We start from the raw sequence: 13,660 nt of genomic DNA, 5'->3' as shown, positions 1-13,660 counted from the left end.
GACGCGCGGTTCGCTCCGCGAACACGACGCGCCGTCGCTACGCGACGGATACATCACGATGCTCCGCATCGCTGACGCTGCGTCACTCCGTGACGCAGGCCGGCCGCTCCGCGGCCGGGGCTCGGTTCGCTCCGCGATCCGAGCTTGCGAGATACCGCTCCGCGGTCTCTCGCCAAACGGAGCTCGCTCCGCGAACTCCTCAGGCCAGCAGCAGAGATGACGGAGTAGCAGGCTGTGGGTCGGCTCCGCGAGGTTGGGCCTGCTGGGTTCACCAGAGGTGCCACGAGCCGCTCTCGTTCGGAAGGTATGAGGCCCTGCGGACCCAGACAGCTTCCCCCCTGCGAGCTCTCACGGTAGTAATCCGGGGGTGCTTCCTTAGCGGAAACGCTGGCAGAAAAGTTACGGAATCTCTGAGAATCCGGAGCGCTCCTCTCCCGGGAAACGACGCCGACCTCCCGGAGGATACCCGGGATCAACCAGCTTCCGCCCTCGGCAAGTTGACCGCTCCTCAGGCCGGTGCAGATCTTGCAGAGCCAGAGTCCGAACATGACACGTTCCCCGTCGGCCCCGACCCCCTCCCAGACCCCAGGAGAACGGCCGTACCCGCTCCACGAAGACGCACAGCAGCAGGACCATCTGTTTGAAAGAACGGCGTTTCCCGGTCTGGGGAAGCGACCGAGGACAGCCGGTGATGCAACGCCGCAGTTGGTCGCAAGATGGGCCCCGCGCTTGTGGGGCCCATCTTGCGAAGGGCACCCCCACGGCCTGGAGCCGAATCCGCAGCTCAAGGTGTGATGCGTCCCAGATGAAGGACGATCACGCGTACGGTCTCATCCTCGACCGCGTACAGGGCACGGTAGGGGCCGATGCGCAAGCGGCGGTAAGCGCCGAGCGTGGAACTGTCCACGGGACGAGGGTTGCCGGCAAGAGCGTCGAGAGCGTCCAGGACGTTCTTCAGACCCACCGGGTCGTCTTTCAGGAAACGAGCAGCAGCGTTCAGTGCGGCCGGCTCCAGTTCGACGCTGTAACTCACGCGGCCGTTCCCTCACCGAGCAGCTCGGCACGCGCCTGGGCCATCGTCTTGCGGCCGCTGGCGTCGCCTCGTGCCTCGCGCAGCTCGTACTGGAGGATGGCCAGGGAATCCTCGTAGTCCTCCAGGACCTGAGGCGAGACGACCACTGCGGCGACATGCCCGTGATCAGTCAGGGCGATGCGCTCCCGGCCGTGCGCGGCACGCCGTACAAGATCACCGAGCTGGGAACGAGCGGCGCTGATAGCAATCTCCGTCATACCCACATCGTACCACTAGATTAATCTAGTGGTACATTTTGGTCGTCCGATTGCAGGCCCCCAGCAAGCGTCACCGCACTGCTTCCGCGCCCTTCTCCATCATCAAGGCTCCTCAATACTCCCTGCTGGGAGGATCTCGGACAGCAGCTGATCTTGATCTTGGGTGAGCTGGCTGGCGTTCCGCTTGCTCTGGGTCCTGTAAAGCCAAGGGCGACCTTCGGGAGGAGCTCGCGATGATGACGGTGGTCAGGGCCCTTCCGGTTTTCCGGCAGCGGGCCCTGGTCGAGTCCGGATGGCGGGCCGACGGCGGTGCCAGCATCGCCACGTACTTCATGGGGGCATCCGCCTACGAATTCCCCTACGAGTACCGGCGCCACCGCATACAGCAGAAGCGTGGCGCAGAGGCCAGGCCACCGAGGAGATCACCACCGAGGACAGATTCATGGTGCGGGGCGTCGCCGAAGAAGTGCTGGGCAACCTGCGGGTGCTCCAGGATCTCCGGGGCATCGACGACCCGCGGACCCGGGCGCCATCGTTTTGACGGTCGACGGCTACACCCAGGAGGAGATTCAGCAGATCGTGGACGCCAAGTCGACCCGCGCGATCGAAGGGCTGTTGTACCGGTGGCGGACGAAGGCGAAGCAGCGCGAAGAAGAAGGCTCGTATGGCTGAGCAAAACGATGACTTCGACGCCCTGCTGGAGGGAACAACCTGGGGAGCCGCGGGGCCCGCAATCTCCGCGCCCGCACGCCGGCTTTCCGGGCCCTCACCGTACGCTCGATCGCCGACTCCGGCTGGTGGCACCGCTACTCGGACGTACTGCCCAGCTGGTATCCGACATACGTCGGCCTGAAGCACGCGGCCTCACGGACCCGCTCATACGAGGTGTATTTCGTGCACGACCTGCTGCAAACAGAGGCATATGCCCGCGCCGTGATGCGGAACGGCATGAGCATCGCAAGCGAGGTCGACATCGAAAGGGCCGTGGCCGTACGTCTTGAGCGGCAGAAGCTCCTCGTCTCCGAGAACGCCCCGCAGGTCCATATCGTCCTGGACGAGTCCGTGCTGCATCGCCCCTACGGCGACCCTGAGGTGATGCGCGGCCAGATCCAGCATCTGACCGACGTGTCTGAGCGTGAGAACGTGCAGCTGCAAATCATGCCATTCAGCGCCGACAGGAGTCCCGCACCTGCCGGACGTGGTGTACGTGGAACCCCTCGCCAGCGCCTTCTACCTGGAGAAGCCGTGGGACATCGACCAGTACGAGACGGCACTGAAGACGCTGCAGCAGTACAGCCTCAACTCAGATGAGAGCCGCGACCTGCTGTGGAGGCTGATGCAGCTGTTCTGAGACAGACGGGAAAAAGGCAGCTCAGAACCCTCACCACGGAAATTCAACGGCTGCCGCCCACCCCGCTGACACCACCACGTTCGCACTCGCGGCCCAGTTGATGATCACCCGGCGGGCGGAGAACGGCGCGAACTTGAAGGTCGCGTCCAGCGTGATCTCGGAGGCGCTGTTTGGCGCGGACCATGGCCGTCGCTGCGGCCGGAGACGGCGATCAGGGCCCGCGCTGGGACAGGCCGTAGTCGAGTGCGCCGGCCGGGTCGGTGCGGGACGGATCGGTGCCGGCCGCGATGGCGCCGTGGATCGTGGGCAGGGCGCGGGCGACGTCGAGCAGCCGGTACGCCTGGGAGCGGCTGATGCCGAACTCCGCGTTGCAGAAAGGCGCCCGGTCAGCTGTAGCAGAGCGGCACCCCACGCGGGCGGCGTGTGCGTCGCGGGCCGGGCGGCGAGCACCGCCACGGAGCGCCGGACGTCGTCGTCCATCGCCTCGCGCAGGCCCGACCGTCATCTCCCGGGTCTGCGCGGTCGTCACCGGCGGCCGTGGCAGTCCGGCGACGCCGTCCTGGTCTTAGTTGTGCTCGCCTATGCCCCCATCATCCACCGGACGGGCGGGGCCTGGGCGTACGGAAGCACGGGGGCGAGCTCTACCTCACAGGCTCACAGCCTCACAGATCTCCACGTCTACCTGTGGAAACGGCCTGTGAGTCTCATAGCTTCGGCAGCTCACGTGACACCAGCGCTCCTCCCTTGTCCGGCAGGCTGTGGCACGCGGCGAGCTGGTGTGGGACGCCCTCCGCGGCCCGAGCTAAGCAGCCATGTCGCTGGGGATCGATCGTCGCCAGCGGACAGTTGCTGCTCGACCTCCCAGGCCCATCAGCACGAGGGGCGCCGCGGCGACAACTCATCACCGAGCACCCACCCCGGGGCCGTCCGTTTGCCCCGGCAGGCGCAGACGCAGACGGGTGACAGTCTCGCCCCGCCTCTGTAGGCTCCGGTCAACCAGTTGGTGTGGCCATGCAGGCGATCAGCCGGGGCCAGAACGGCCCGGCGAAACCGTTCGAACGAATACGATCATCGTGCGTCTGTTGCCGCAGGTGCTCCGGTACTTCTTCGGGGGTCCTTTTGACTACGCGTAAGTCCCGCTTCGCCATCGTTCTCGGGGGTGTGGCCGCCTCCACGCTGCTGACGGTCAGCACCGCCTCCGCAGTGACCTTTGAGCATGATCGTGGTACGAAGTCGCAGCCCTCGGGCGGCTATGTGCGGTGCATATCGAACGATCGCGGCCAGGGGTGCTTCATGCCCGGTGGCGACTGGATCTACCTCCTGGATACCAAGAAAGACGGGCTTTCCGCCGTCGTCGTCTGGCGGATAGTCGAGGGCCCTAGTCAGCACACAGTGCGCGAGGGCGCCGTCTGGAACACCGCTGGATCCAAGAACGGGGGCCAGTGGCGGTACAAGAACAAGAACTTCCCCGAGGGGCGCAATATCGACTTCCAGGTGTGCGCAGGCAGCTGGCGTTTCAAGAACATCCAGAGCAGCACCTGTTCTGCGTATAAGCGCATGCGGACCTGATGAGAACCCGACCCACCACAATAGCTTGCTCGACTGGAAGACCGGCCCACGGGGAATTACGCTGCCTTTCACCCGGTGCCTGCTGATCGAAGTGGGCTGCTGCCGTGAGCCGAAGCACCCGGTGGCGGGAATGTGAGACAGAGCCACTTTTTTCAGACGACGCCCACACCAGGCTCCGGGAAGGCCACCTCAACGTACCCCGCAAACACACCGAACACCTGGAACCAGGAAACGCATCGTCAGGCCATCAGGGCGGCACGGAAAAACCCCTGGAGATGCAGCTCGGCACGGTCCTCGACAACCTTCACAAACGTCCCGACAAGTTGAGTGCAGAGCGCCGGACAGACCTGGACACACTCGGCATGCGCCGGACCACCAGTGCCTGGGGCGGGAGCCTCCGGCAGAGACAGGCCCACGTGCGGGAAGGCCGGGGTCCACAGGGCAGCCGACTTCACGCAAGTGCCGCTTCCAACAGTTCCCCCAAGACAGCCTGGACACCAGCAGCGAAACAAGAAACAAAGACCCGATGCCGGTTTCCCCTCTGTTTCCCAGACGCCAGACCGCAGAACTTCCTTCAACTCAAAGGCAACACCTGAACTACTGGAAGCAGTCGCCGACCCCGGCCCACGTACCCCCTCGGGCAGTGGGTCGCGGAGCAGCGACGGGCCTACGGGGCGGGGCAGATGAGCGGCCTGCGCGCTCGGCGGCTGGAGAAAGCATGGTCTGGAGCCCGGCGGATGAGCGGTTCCAGGAGAACCTGGAGGCCGCGAAGGCGTACTACGAGCAGCGCTGGACGCTGTGCGCGCCCCGGTCGGCGACGATGCTGGGCCGGCCGGTGGGGCAGTGGCTGTCCAACCTGCGCCGCCCGGGTGCGCTGGAGGGCCACTCCGAGTGGGAGACAGCACTGCGCGAGGTCGATGACGACTGGAACCCGTCGTGGTCGCCGGAGTGGCAGCGGCACTACGCCGTGGTGCGGGAGATCCTCGCCGAGGAAAGCATCCTCGCCTACGTCGAACCGGGCGTCACCGTGCACGGGATGGACATCGGGAAGTGGCTCGCCCGACAGCGGACACCGGAGGTCTGGGCAGCCCTGACGGGCGGGCAGCGCGAATGCCTGGAGGTCATCAGTGTCATCCCACTCGCCCCGGCCCCGGGGCCGGAAACAGCCGCCAGCCGGCCACGACGGCCCTGAGCGGGGCGTGGCGGCCTGGCGCAGTACAAGCCTGCACCGGTTCCCTGACAGTTCCCAGGGCCCACGTAGAGCAGTTGGAGGACGGCGCGGAGATCTGACTCGGGGTGTTCCTCAGTAATAGCAAGAGCAGGCGCGAGCAGCTCACCACCGACAGGCTGCAACAGCTCGCTGCTCTTGGAGTGCAATGGGCGCAGTAGCGGGCTGGCCTGCGATGATGAGGGCGTGCCAGAGCCGGGGACCACTGCCGTCGTCATTGTCCTGCCCGATGCCGCCCCGCTTCTCGATGCGGCGTGGCGTATCGACCCTGCTCTGGTGCGTCGTGGGGTGCCGGCGCACGTCTCGCTCCTCTACCCGTTCGTGCCGGAATCGGCGCTGACGGGTCAGGACGAGGAGGGCGTGCGTTCCCTGGCGGCGAGTTTTCCGGCAGCTGATCTGCTCTTGGAGGAGGTCGTGACGGCGTCCGGCTTCGTCGCCGTCACCGTTCCGGGACTCCAGCCGGTCGTCGATGCGTTCCGTGCCCAGTGGCCCGGGTTGCGCCCGTACGGGGGCCGCTTCGGGGCGCGGCCCGCCGCCCATGTCACGGTCGCTATGGGTACAGACGACCCGACGGCTGCCGCCCATGTCCGCGCTGCGATCGGCAGCCTGCTGCCGCTGCGCGCCTGTGCGGCGGCGGTCCAGCTGGTGGTGCTGACGAAGAAGGGCTGGCAGTCGCGGTTCACCGCGCCGCTCGGCGTCCCGGGCGGGCCGTGAACACCGCCCGCCGGTCCTCCCCCTGGCCGCGGCCGGTTCGACGACGTGGCGCGGTGCTCGCCGTCGTTTCCCGGCCTTTGCGCCCCGTGTGCCGTGGCTGTGGGAGTGGGGGTTCAAAAGAGACTTCGGCTGGAGGTGAATCCTTTGGGGATCTCCCTGCCTCTTGTCTGTGTGCCGGCCGAACGGGCCGGCAGAACCGGGAGGAACCACCAATGATGGTCACCAGCCTCGTAGTGATCGGAGCCCTGCTCGTGGGCGCGTGCAGCTGGCATCTGATGCGGCGCTACAAGGGCCGAAGCTGACCGGCATCCTGCCTGTAGAGCGCTTCCGGGTAGGAGTCTCAGATGAACCAACGCTTCACTTGGCCGGACGAGCGGCTGGTCAAGGCCGCTCAGGACGGCGACGTCGCTTCGCTCACCACCGTTGTCATGGAATCGCAGCCTCATGTGCGCAGGTTCGCCCTGTCGCTGTGTTCCTCACCGCAGGACGCGGAGGACGCGGCGCAGGAGGCGCTGATCATCCTCTATCGGAAGATCGGCACTTTGCGGGCCACGGGCGCGCTTGCCTCATGGATGTTCCGGATCGTGCGTAACGAATGCCTCCGGCAGGTACGGCTGCTTGTCTCGCGGAGCGACGAGGCGACTGCCGAGCCGGAGGCGGCTGCGGAACCGTCCGCCGAGGACGCGGTGTTGCGCAGGCTGGAGGCGGAGCGCATCGCGGCTGCGGTCAGCGCCCTCCCCCGTGACCAGCGGCAGGTCCTGATCATGCGGGACGTACAGGGCCTGCCCGGCAGAACCGTCGCCGATTCGCTCGGCCTGAGCAGCGCCGCGATGAAGTCGCGGCTGCACAGAGCACGCGCAGCACTGCGTCACTCCCTGGCAGTGACAGGCCAACCACTCGATCAAACCATCGGCCGACCATTCGCAGGAGCCTCACGTCCGTGAACCCCATACAGCCCGTGCAGCCCGTGCAGGGCGCGAAGGCCTGGGCCGCCGCACAGTCCGCCGCGCCCGGGACGGACTTCGCCAGTAAGTCCGTCCCGCGCCATCTGGCACGCGGCGCCATCGGCTTCGGCCTGATCATCGGCTCGATCGCCCTGGTGCCCGTCGCCGGCCCGGCCACTCTGCTGGCGGCCCCGTTGGCACTGATCGCCTTCCGCGGCTGCCCTACCTGCTGGATGGCCGGCCTGGCGCAGACCATCTCCCTCGGTCGTCTGGAGCGCCAGTGTGCGGACGGCGTTTGCACCTTCACCACGGCACACCCGGCGGCGAAGGCCACGAACGAGCCGACAGCCCATGTCAACGTCCCGGCCGCTTCCCGGTGACCACCGCCACTGATCATTCGCACATGACTCGTCCAGGGATCAGGAAACCCCCGTGAGCACAGCCTGCGGTCGGCAGGATGAGCGTACGGGTCAGGGAGAAATGAGTCCGGACTGGATGCGGCGGATCTCAGGCCGGGTATCCGGAGGATCCGGAGTCGGCCGCGGAGGCCGACGCACTCGACGCCCCGCTGAACGTGAACAGGGCGCTGGTGCGGGAGCCGCTGACCGGGGTGGCCGCACAGATCGCCTGCGAAGCACCCCGGTGGCACGTGGCGGTCGCGACGCAGGGCCCGCTGTCCGCGGCAGGCACGGGACAGCCTCAACACGCTGTTGTGGTTCCGTGCCAAGGACGAGGCGCAGAGCACGGCGGAGCGACGTGCCCTGCTGGCGGCGGTAGCCCGGCTGGCGGCGGTAGCCCGGCTGGAGAGCGAGCGCGTTGATGAGCTCACCGTGCTCGGAACCGCTATCGGGTGGTGCGTGCTGAGGAGTACGCCGGGCTGGGGCGGGAGGCATCGAGCAGCCCGGCCGACCGGCCCCGGGCCCTCCGTCCCCCACGGGGACCGCGGGGCCCGGGGACGCGCGGATCGATGACGGTCTGACCCGGGACCCCGAAGCGCCGGTCAGCCCGTCCAGGCCGCAAAAACGCCGGCGCTGCGCGATCTGGGCTACGCCAAGGCCCGTTCCCCCGAGGACGTGCGCCGGGACTCCCCAAAGGCGCTTACGCCCCAGCTCGACCTTGATGCTGCTGCCTTCCGGTGTTCAGGGGTGTGGAAAGGACAGGCCGGGGTGGAAGGCCGGCAGCGGTGCGCACGCCGGTGCCCACAACGCCCGCAAGCCGCTGGACTTCGCCCTGACCTGATCCGAACCCCGCCAGCGAAGCCTGATTCCCTGGGACGCCGACGACAGAACGGCCGACGCCCGCACGGCGGCCGCGGAAGGAACCGCTCCCGCGGCCGGAGAGCTGGCCGGGCATGCTCCGGCTGCCGACCGGTTGCCGACCGAACGCGCGAACCAGCTCAAGGCCGGGGGCACCGTCCACCAGAACTGCCGCGCCCGCCGGCTGCTCCGCCGGGGCCCCGACGGGCCGGGAAATCCGCGCCCGTCCGACACCAACAGTCACCCCCTCTCGCAACTCCACCCCTCCCTCGATGAAGAGAGCACCGTTCACTACAGCCACGAGAACGACGAAGCCTGACATCACCGGCGTAGACGGCTGAGCTGGACCGCACGAGACCCCGGAGCCGCGCTGGCCCAGGTCTCGTACCAGTGGCTGCGACGCGGAGGCGCAGCACTGCGCCGCAGCCAGAGATCCGGCACAAAATGACAGGTCAGGTGTGCAACACGTTGCGGTGTTGCACCCTCGGACAGGCGCGGTGGCGGACACCGCTCCTGGTGCCTTCGAGCGGTGCGGACAGCCGGTCTTCTGCCTCGCGCCGGACGACGCCGGCGAGCGCCCAGGGCCGCTGCCCTTGGGCGTGGAGGGCGATCTGCTCGCCGTCGCGTTCAGCGAGCGTGTCCGGGCCGGCCCGGGCGAGGACGGCAGGGGCGCGGACCGGGTTGCAGGCCGCAGCCGACGCCGCCCGGGACTGGTCCCGGACGGAAAAGAACGCGGCTACAGCACACTCCTGCGACAGAAAGCCGCCTTTCTGAGGAGTTGCCGAAACGTCACTCCCGAAGGCACTCCTGGATAACTGATGTCAAACGCTTTTCACTTGAAATAACCAGATGGAGATACATACAGAAGGATGAGCAATCGGGGCAGCGCGTCACGCATATCCTGTGCACCGCGAGTTCCTGGACAGGACACCCGCGCTTTGCGGCAGCCGCCGCTTCGGCAGTTCAACGACAGGCGACCGACCAGTTCAGTACTGGCAACCGCCCGTTGACTGCCGTATAGGCGGCTGGCCCGCGCACCCATCTGCCCCCTTGGATCCGAGCGATTCCCGAGACCCTTGGCGCCTGGCGGCGATCCCCGCTTCCAGAGGTTTCGCGATGCCGCTCAGAATCGGACATCGAATGATTACCGAACACTCCGACAGGCATCTCACGGCACGGCCGGCCGACGACGACTACCGGCTGGGGAGCGAGGCCTACACCGATGAGCAGCGGACCGCGGTCCTTGCCAAGTTGGAGCGGTACCTGGGCGGGCAGCGGGAGCGTCTTCTGGGCTACCAGGTGAACCTGTCGCTCGACGGCCACGCCGCGCTGGGGCGCTTCCTCGGATACCACATCAACAACATCGGTGACCCGTTCGTCGACAGCAACTACAGCCTGCACTCGCGGTGGCTGGAACGGGCGGTCCTGGAGCACTACGCCCGCCTGTGGCACGCCCCGCTGCCCGCAGACCCGGCCAGTCCAGGGGATACGGACGGGTGGGGATACGTGCTGTCCATGGGCAGCACCGAGGGCAACCTGTACGCCATGTGGAACGCCCGTGACTACCTGGACGGCAACGCCCTGGTGCGTGACGAGGTCTCCGGCGATGCCAGCTGCCGCACCACCTACCTGCGGGCCCAACACAGCGACGACAACCCCAACGCCTACATGCCGGTAGCGTTCTTCTCGCAGGAGACCCACTACTCGCACATCAAGGCGATGCGGGTGCTGGACATCCCGACCTTCTACGACCTGGGCGGCAGCCTCTACCCGGGCGAGTGCCCCATCGACGTGGCCGGCACCGGCATGCAGACGTACAACGGGTGGCCGCTCGGCGGAGTCCCGACCACCGGCGGCGACGAAGGGCCGGGCACGGTCGATGTCGACGCCCTGGTAGCCCTCGTGGACTTCTTCGCCGCCAAGGGCCACCCCGTCCTGGTCAACTTCAACATCGGCAGCGTCTTCAAGGGCGCCTACGACGACGTCCAGGGCGCCTGCGAGCGCCTGCGACCCGTCTTCGCACGGCACGGCCTCGTCGACCGCGCCGTGCGTTTCGACCCCGATGACCCCACCCGGGTCAGCATCCGCAACGGGTACTGGATCCACGTCGACGGGGCGCTCGGCGGCGCCTACGCCCCCTACCTGGAGAAAGCCCGCGACAGCGGACTCATCGAAACTGCACCCCCGGCCTTCGACTTCCGGATCCCCGAGGTGTCCTCGATCGTCACCAGCGGGCACAAGTACCCCGGCGCGCCCGTCCCCACCGGGATCTACATGTCCCGCGCGGGATCCAAGCTGCGCCCGCCGTCCGACCCGGCGGTCGTCTCCTCTCCCGACAGCACCTTCGCCGGCTCCCGCAGCGGCTTCGCCTCCCTGGCCATGTGGAACCACCTCGCCCAGTTCAGCGAGGAGCAGCAGGTACGGCAGGCCGCCGAGGTCCTGCGGATCGCCGAGTACACAGCCGAACGCCTGCGCCGGCTGAGCGAACAGCTGCGGGAACGCGGTGAGCCCTGGGCCGAGGACGGAATCGAGGTCGGTCACGGCGACCACGCACTCAGCGTCTGGTTCCAGCAGCCGCGGGCTGAGATCACACAGAAGTACTCACTGGCCTGCGTACCACTCAACCGCGGCGGAATCCGCCATGACTACAGCCACGTCTACGTCATGCCACACGTCACCCGGGAACTGATCGACGAACTCCTCGAGGACCTCGCCCAGCCCGGAGCATTCGACCGTTCCGCAGACAAAGACGCGCAGCGGCCCCCACTCCCCCACCAACGCTGACCCAGAACCGCGTCACGCCACAGCAAAATCCCTATGACGATCACTAGATCCGCAGGTCAACGCATCACCCCCCTAGCGATCACCAGCAGGTTCGTCACACGTACGGCCACTTAGCGCCGTGACGCTAAGTGGCCGTACGTGGGTGTGTTTCGGGTTGGTGGTGAAGTCTGAATCGGTGCGGCAGGTCGCAGGTGCAGGCTCCTCACTTGAGCGCGGCCTTCGCCGTGCTGGTATCAGCGGCGGAGCTGGCGGAAGAAGGCGCGGATGTCGTCGATGAACAGGTCGGGAACTTCGAAGGCGGGGAAGTGTCCGCCTTCAGCGTGCTCGCGGAGGAAGGACGGCCCGCCGCCGGGGTGGAGGACCTTGCGGACGAGCGGGTTGCTGTAGAACAGCGAGGCGCCCATTTGGGAACGTCCGACGGTTCGCCCCAGCCTTTGTTGGGGGCGTGGGCCAGTTCCCAGTAGAAGTCGGCTGCTGCGGGTCCAGTGCGGGTGAACCAGTAGAGGCTGGCGGTGATCAGGACGTCCTCGCGACTGAGCGGTGTAGCGGGGTTGGCCCATTCGGCGAGTTTTTCGGCGATCCAGGCCAGCTGCAGGATCGGGGAGTCGGCCAGGCCGGCAGACAGGGCGTTGGGCTCGGTGGAGTGCAGGACCCGGTAGCCCTTCATCTGCGACCAGCTGCGTTGCGCAGTTTCGAGCTCGGCGCGTTCCTCGGCGTTGAGGCCGTCGGGCACGGGGAGGTCTTCTCCGGCCATGCCGAGTTGGAGCCGGTCTCCGTGGGTGTGTGCGCCGATGACCCGGTCGGGGAAGAGCATCGCCATCCGGCCGGTCACGCCGGCGCCCAGGTCGCCTCCTTCCACGCCGAAGCGTTCATAACCCAGGCGGGTCATCAGCTCGCCGAAGGCCGTCGCGGTTCGTTCGAGGTTCCAGCCGCGTGCTGACAGGGGGCTGGAGAAGACGAAGCCGGGCAGTGAGGGGATGACGATGTGAAACGCGTCGGCTGGGTCTCCGCCGTGGGCGCGTGGATCGGTCAGCGGGCCGCTCGTCTGCAAGAACTCCACGAAGGAGGTCGGGTAACTGTGGTTGAGCAGGAGCGGGATGGCGTCCGGTTCCGGCGAACGCAGGTGCAGGAAGTGGATGGTCTGCCCGTCGATCTCGGTCAAGAACTGCGGGAAGGTGTTCAGCCTGGCTTCGTGGGCCCGCCAGTCGAACCCGTCCGACCAGTAGGCGGCCAGCTCATGAAGGTGGGCCGGTGGGATGCCCCGGTCCCAGTCCGAGCCGGTACCGGGCACCGGATACGGCGATCGCGTGCGGGCCAGACGGTCATGTAGATCATCCAGATCGGCCTGCGGGATCTGGATACGAAACGGAGTGATGTCAACGCTCATAGTGATCAAGATAGGGGTGGAGCAGGTCGTTCGGCGTCGACCGCGGAACGGTCCGTGTCATGCAAAGCGCGACTCCACCGCACAGCCCGGCTTCACCGCGCCAGGTAATCTCGTCACCCTTAGTGAAAGTCGTGGCCAGTTAACTTCCCGCTAAAAGGCCACGAGCAGGGAATCACAACTGGCCACTGGCAGGCGGAGGCGGCCAGGCCACGGTCTACACCGGTGTGCCCGGCGGCGGGCGCAGCAGTGGGTTGAGCGTGCCCGCCGGGCGGGTGGATCACCAGACCGTGCCGAAGAACCGTGTCCACCAGGTGGGTCGCGCTGCGAAGCGCTCCAACGCGCTGGGGCCCTCGTAGTCGCTCTCCAGCAGTTCCTCAGGGACGTTCACGTAGCCGAGTTCGGCCAGCGCCCGCTCCACGGTAGCGAGGTCTCCGGGGTCCAGCGCCCCCTCCTCGCGGGCCTCGACCGTGCCGAGGAAGGCCCCCGGATTATCGGCGCAGACCTCGGCGAGGGAGCCGAATTTGCTCACACAGACCACGATCCGCGTCCCGCAGACCGTCGCGTCCGCGGGCACGCGGACGCGCCCGTACTCGCTGGAGTCCTGGCTGTCCCGCTCCGACTCGCACGGGACCCCGAAGTCCGCTTCGAGCCGGCGCACCAGACCGCCGAACGAGACGCCGGTCGCGGCGCGGTCGTAGTGCAGCGGCCGTTCCAGCCGTTCGGGGTCGTCAAGTTCACGCAGGAGGGCCAGCAGTTCCGTCTCGCTCATCGCCATCCGCCCATCCTGCCGCCTGGCGGGCGGGAGCGGAGGAGACCGGGGTGGCGAAGCAACGGCAAGATCAGAGAGCAGCGGCCCAGCCGCCCCATCGCGCCCTCAGAACCTCGGCCCAGTCGCCGGCTTGGCGGGTTGGGGGATGTAGAGGGTGCTGTGGGGGCACGTAGGACCATCCGGGTTCCCGGTGATCATCCCATTGCAGATAACCCGCAGAGCAAGGCCTTCCTGGAGTACGTCGATGCCCGCGAACGTGACGTCGGCGAACAGACCGGAGAACCCCGCTCCCGCATCGAGGAACTCACCGCACGCCGGTGCGGAGGACATACTGGCGTCCGCCCGTCCGCCCGGGGCGGTGTGGGCTA

Annotated in this window: 13 protein-coding genes and 2 pseudogenes; 10 read left to right on the top strand and 5 right to left on the bottom strand. The window is 67.4% G+C overall.

What is annotated here, in order from left to right; translation table 11 throughout:
- Positions 1-784 precede the first annotated feature (784 nt).
- Together ABZ951_RS24435 and ABZ951_RS24430 are read right to left on the bottom strand one after the other, a co-directional pair.
- Complete coding sequence (locus tag ABZ951_RS24435) at positions 785-1,033, bottom strand: type II toxin-antitoxin system RelE/ParE family toxin (RefSeq protein ID WP_344084262.1); 249 nt, start codon at positions 1,031-1,033, stop codon at positions 785-787.
- Positions 1,030-1,290, bottom strand: coding sequence for a type II toxin-antitoxin system Phd/YefM family antitoxin (locus ABZ951_RS24430; RefSeq protein ID WP_344084259.1), 261 nt, complete (start codon positions 1,288-1,290; stop codon positions 1,030-1,032). Before ABZ951_RS24430 ends, ABZ951_RS24435 begins: the two co-directional genes overlap by 4 nt.
- Before the next feature lie 537 nt (positions 1,291-1,827).
- On the opposite strand from ABZ951_RS24430, the gene ABZ951_RS24425 reads away from it, so the two are divergent.
- Together ABZ951_RS24425 and ABZ951_RS24420 are read left to right on the top strand one after the other, a co-directional pair.
- Positions 1,828-1,962 (top strand): hypothetical protein, encoded by a 135-nt coding sequence (locus ABZ951_RS24425; RefSeq protein ID WP_344084256.1) that lies wholly within the window; start codon positions 1,828-1,830, stop codon positions 1,960-1,962.
- A 117-nt stretch (positions 1,963-2,079) separates the two neighbouring features.
- Positions 2,080-2,641 (top strand): annotated as a pseudogene (locus ABZ951_RS24420) (DUF5753 domain-containing protein); the annotation flags it as partial.
- A gap of 211 nt (positions 2,642-2,852) precedes the next feature.
- Here the strand turns inward: ABZ951_RS24420 and ABZ951_RS24415 are convergent.
- Positions 2,853-3,053: a hypothetical protein gene (locus ABZ951_RS24415; RefSeq protein ID WP_344084253.1), complete on the bottom strand. Its 201-nt coding sequence runs from the start codon at positions 3,051-3,053 to the stop codon at positions 2,853-2,855.
- A gap of 749 nt (positions 3,054-3,802) precedes the next feature.
- Here ABZ951_RS24415 and ABZ951_RS24410 point away from each other — a divergent pair.
- From ABZ951_RS24410 to ABZ951_RS24375, 8 genes and pseudogenes are all read left to right on the top strand, one after another.
- Positions 3,803-4,210: a hypothetical protein gene (locus ABZ951_RS24410; protein ID WP_344084250.1), complete on the top strand. Its 408-nt coding sequence runs from the start codon at positions 3,803-3,805 to the stop codon at positions 4,208-4,210.
- Positions 4,211-4,928: 718 nt separating this feature from the next.
- Positions 4,929-5,402 (top strand): helicase associated domain-containing protein, encoded by a 474-nt coding sequence (locus ABZ951_RS24405; protein ID WP_344084247.1) that lies wholly within the window; start codon positions 4,929-4,931, stop codon positions 5,400-5,402.
- Positions 5,403-5,624: 222 nt separating this feature from the next.
- Positions 5,625-6,152, top strand: a complete 528-nt coding sequence (locus tag ABZ951_RS24400; protein WP_344084244.1) for a 2'-5' RNA ligase family protein — start codon at positions 5,625-5,627, stop codon at positions 6,150-6,152.
- Positions 6,153-6,496: 344 nt separating this feature from the next.
- Positions 6,497-7,096, top strand: coding sequence for an RNA polymerase sigma factor (locus ABZ951_RS24395; RefSeq protein ID WP_344084241.1), 600 nt, complete (start codon positions 6,497-6,499; stop codon positions 7,094-7,096).
- Positions 7,093-7,476, top strand: a complete 384-nt coding sequence (locus tag ABZ951_RS24390; RefSeq protein ID WP_344084238.1) for a hypothetical protein — start codon at positions 7,093-7,095, stop codon at positions 7,474-7,476. The genes ABZ951_RS24395 and ABZ951_RS24390 overlap by 4 nt, the downstream gene beginning before the upstream one ends.
- Positions 7,477-7,791: 315 nt before the next feature.
- Positions 7,792-8,067 (top strand): annotated as a pseudogene (locus ABZ951_RS24385) (DUF5954 family protein); the annotation flags it as partial.
- A gap of 289 nt (positions 8,068-8,356) precedes the next feature.
- A complete protein-coding gene (locus ABZ951_RS24380) occupies positions 8,357-8,671 on the top strand; it encodes a DUF5954 family protein (protein ID WP_344084302.1) in 315 nt (104 codons plus the stop codon).
- 821 nt (positions 8,672-9,492) lie between these two features.
- The gene (locus tag ABZ951_RS24375; protein ID WP_344084235.1) at positions 9,493-11,136 is read left to right on the top strand and encodes a histidine decarboxylase; all 1,644 of its coding nucleotides are present in this window, start codon (positions 9,493-9,495) and stop codon (positions 11,134-11,136) included.
- 202 nt (positions 11,137-11,338) lie between these two features.
- On the opposite strand, the gene ABZ951_RS24370 is transcribed toward ABZ951_RS24375, so the two are convergent.
- Together ABZ951_RS24370 and ABZ951_RS24365 are read right to left on the bottom strand one after the other, a co-directional pair.
- Positions 11,339-12,523, bottom strand: coding sequence for an epoxide hydrolase (locus ABZ951_RS24370; protein WP_344084232.1), 1,185 nt, complete (start codon positions 12,521-12,523; stop codon positions 11,339-11,341).
- Positions 12,524-12,800: 277 nt separating this feature from the next.
- Complete coding sequence (locus ABZ951_RS24365) at positions 12,801-13,292, bottom strand: hypothetical protein (protein WP_344084229.1); 492 nt, start codon at positions 13,290-13,292, stop codon at positions 12,801-12,803.
- Positions 13,293-13,660: the final 368 nt, after the last annotated feature.

Origin of the sequence: Streptomyces sp. NPDC046215 (assembly GCF_040646215.1) — a bacterium.
GTDB lineage: Bacteria > Actinomycetota > Actinomycetes > Streptomycetales > Streptomycetaceae > Streptomyces > Streptomyces stramineus.
Note: the sequence above shows the minus strand (reverse complement) of the source record. Positions and strands in the feature narration are given on the sequence as shown.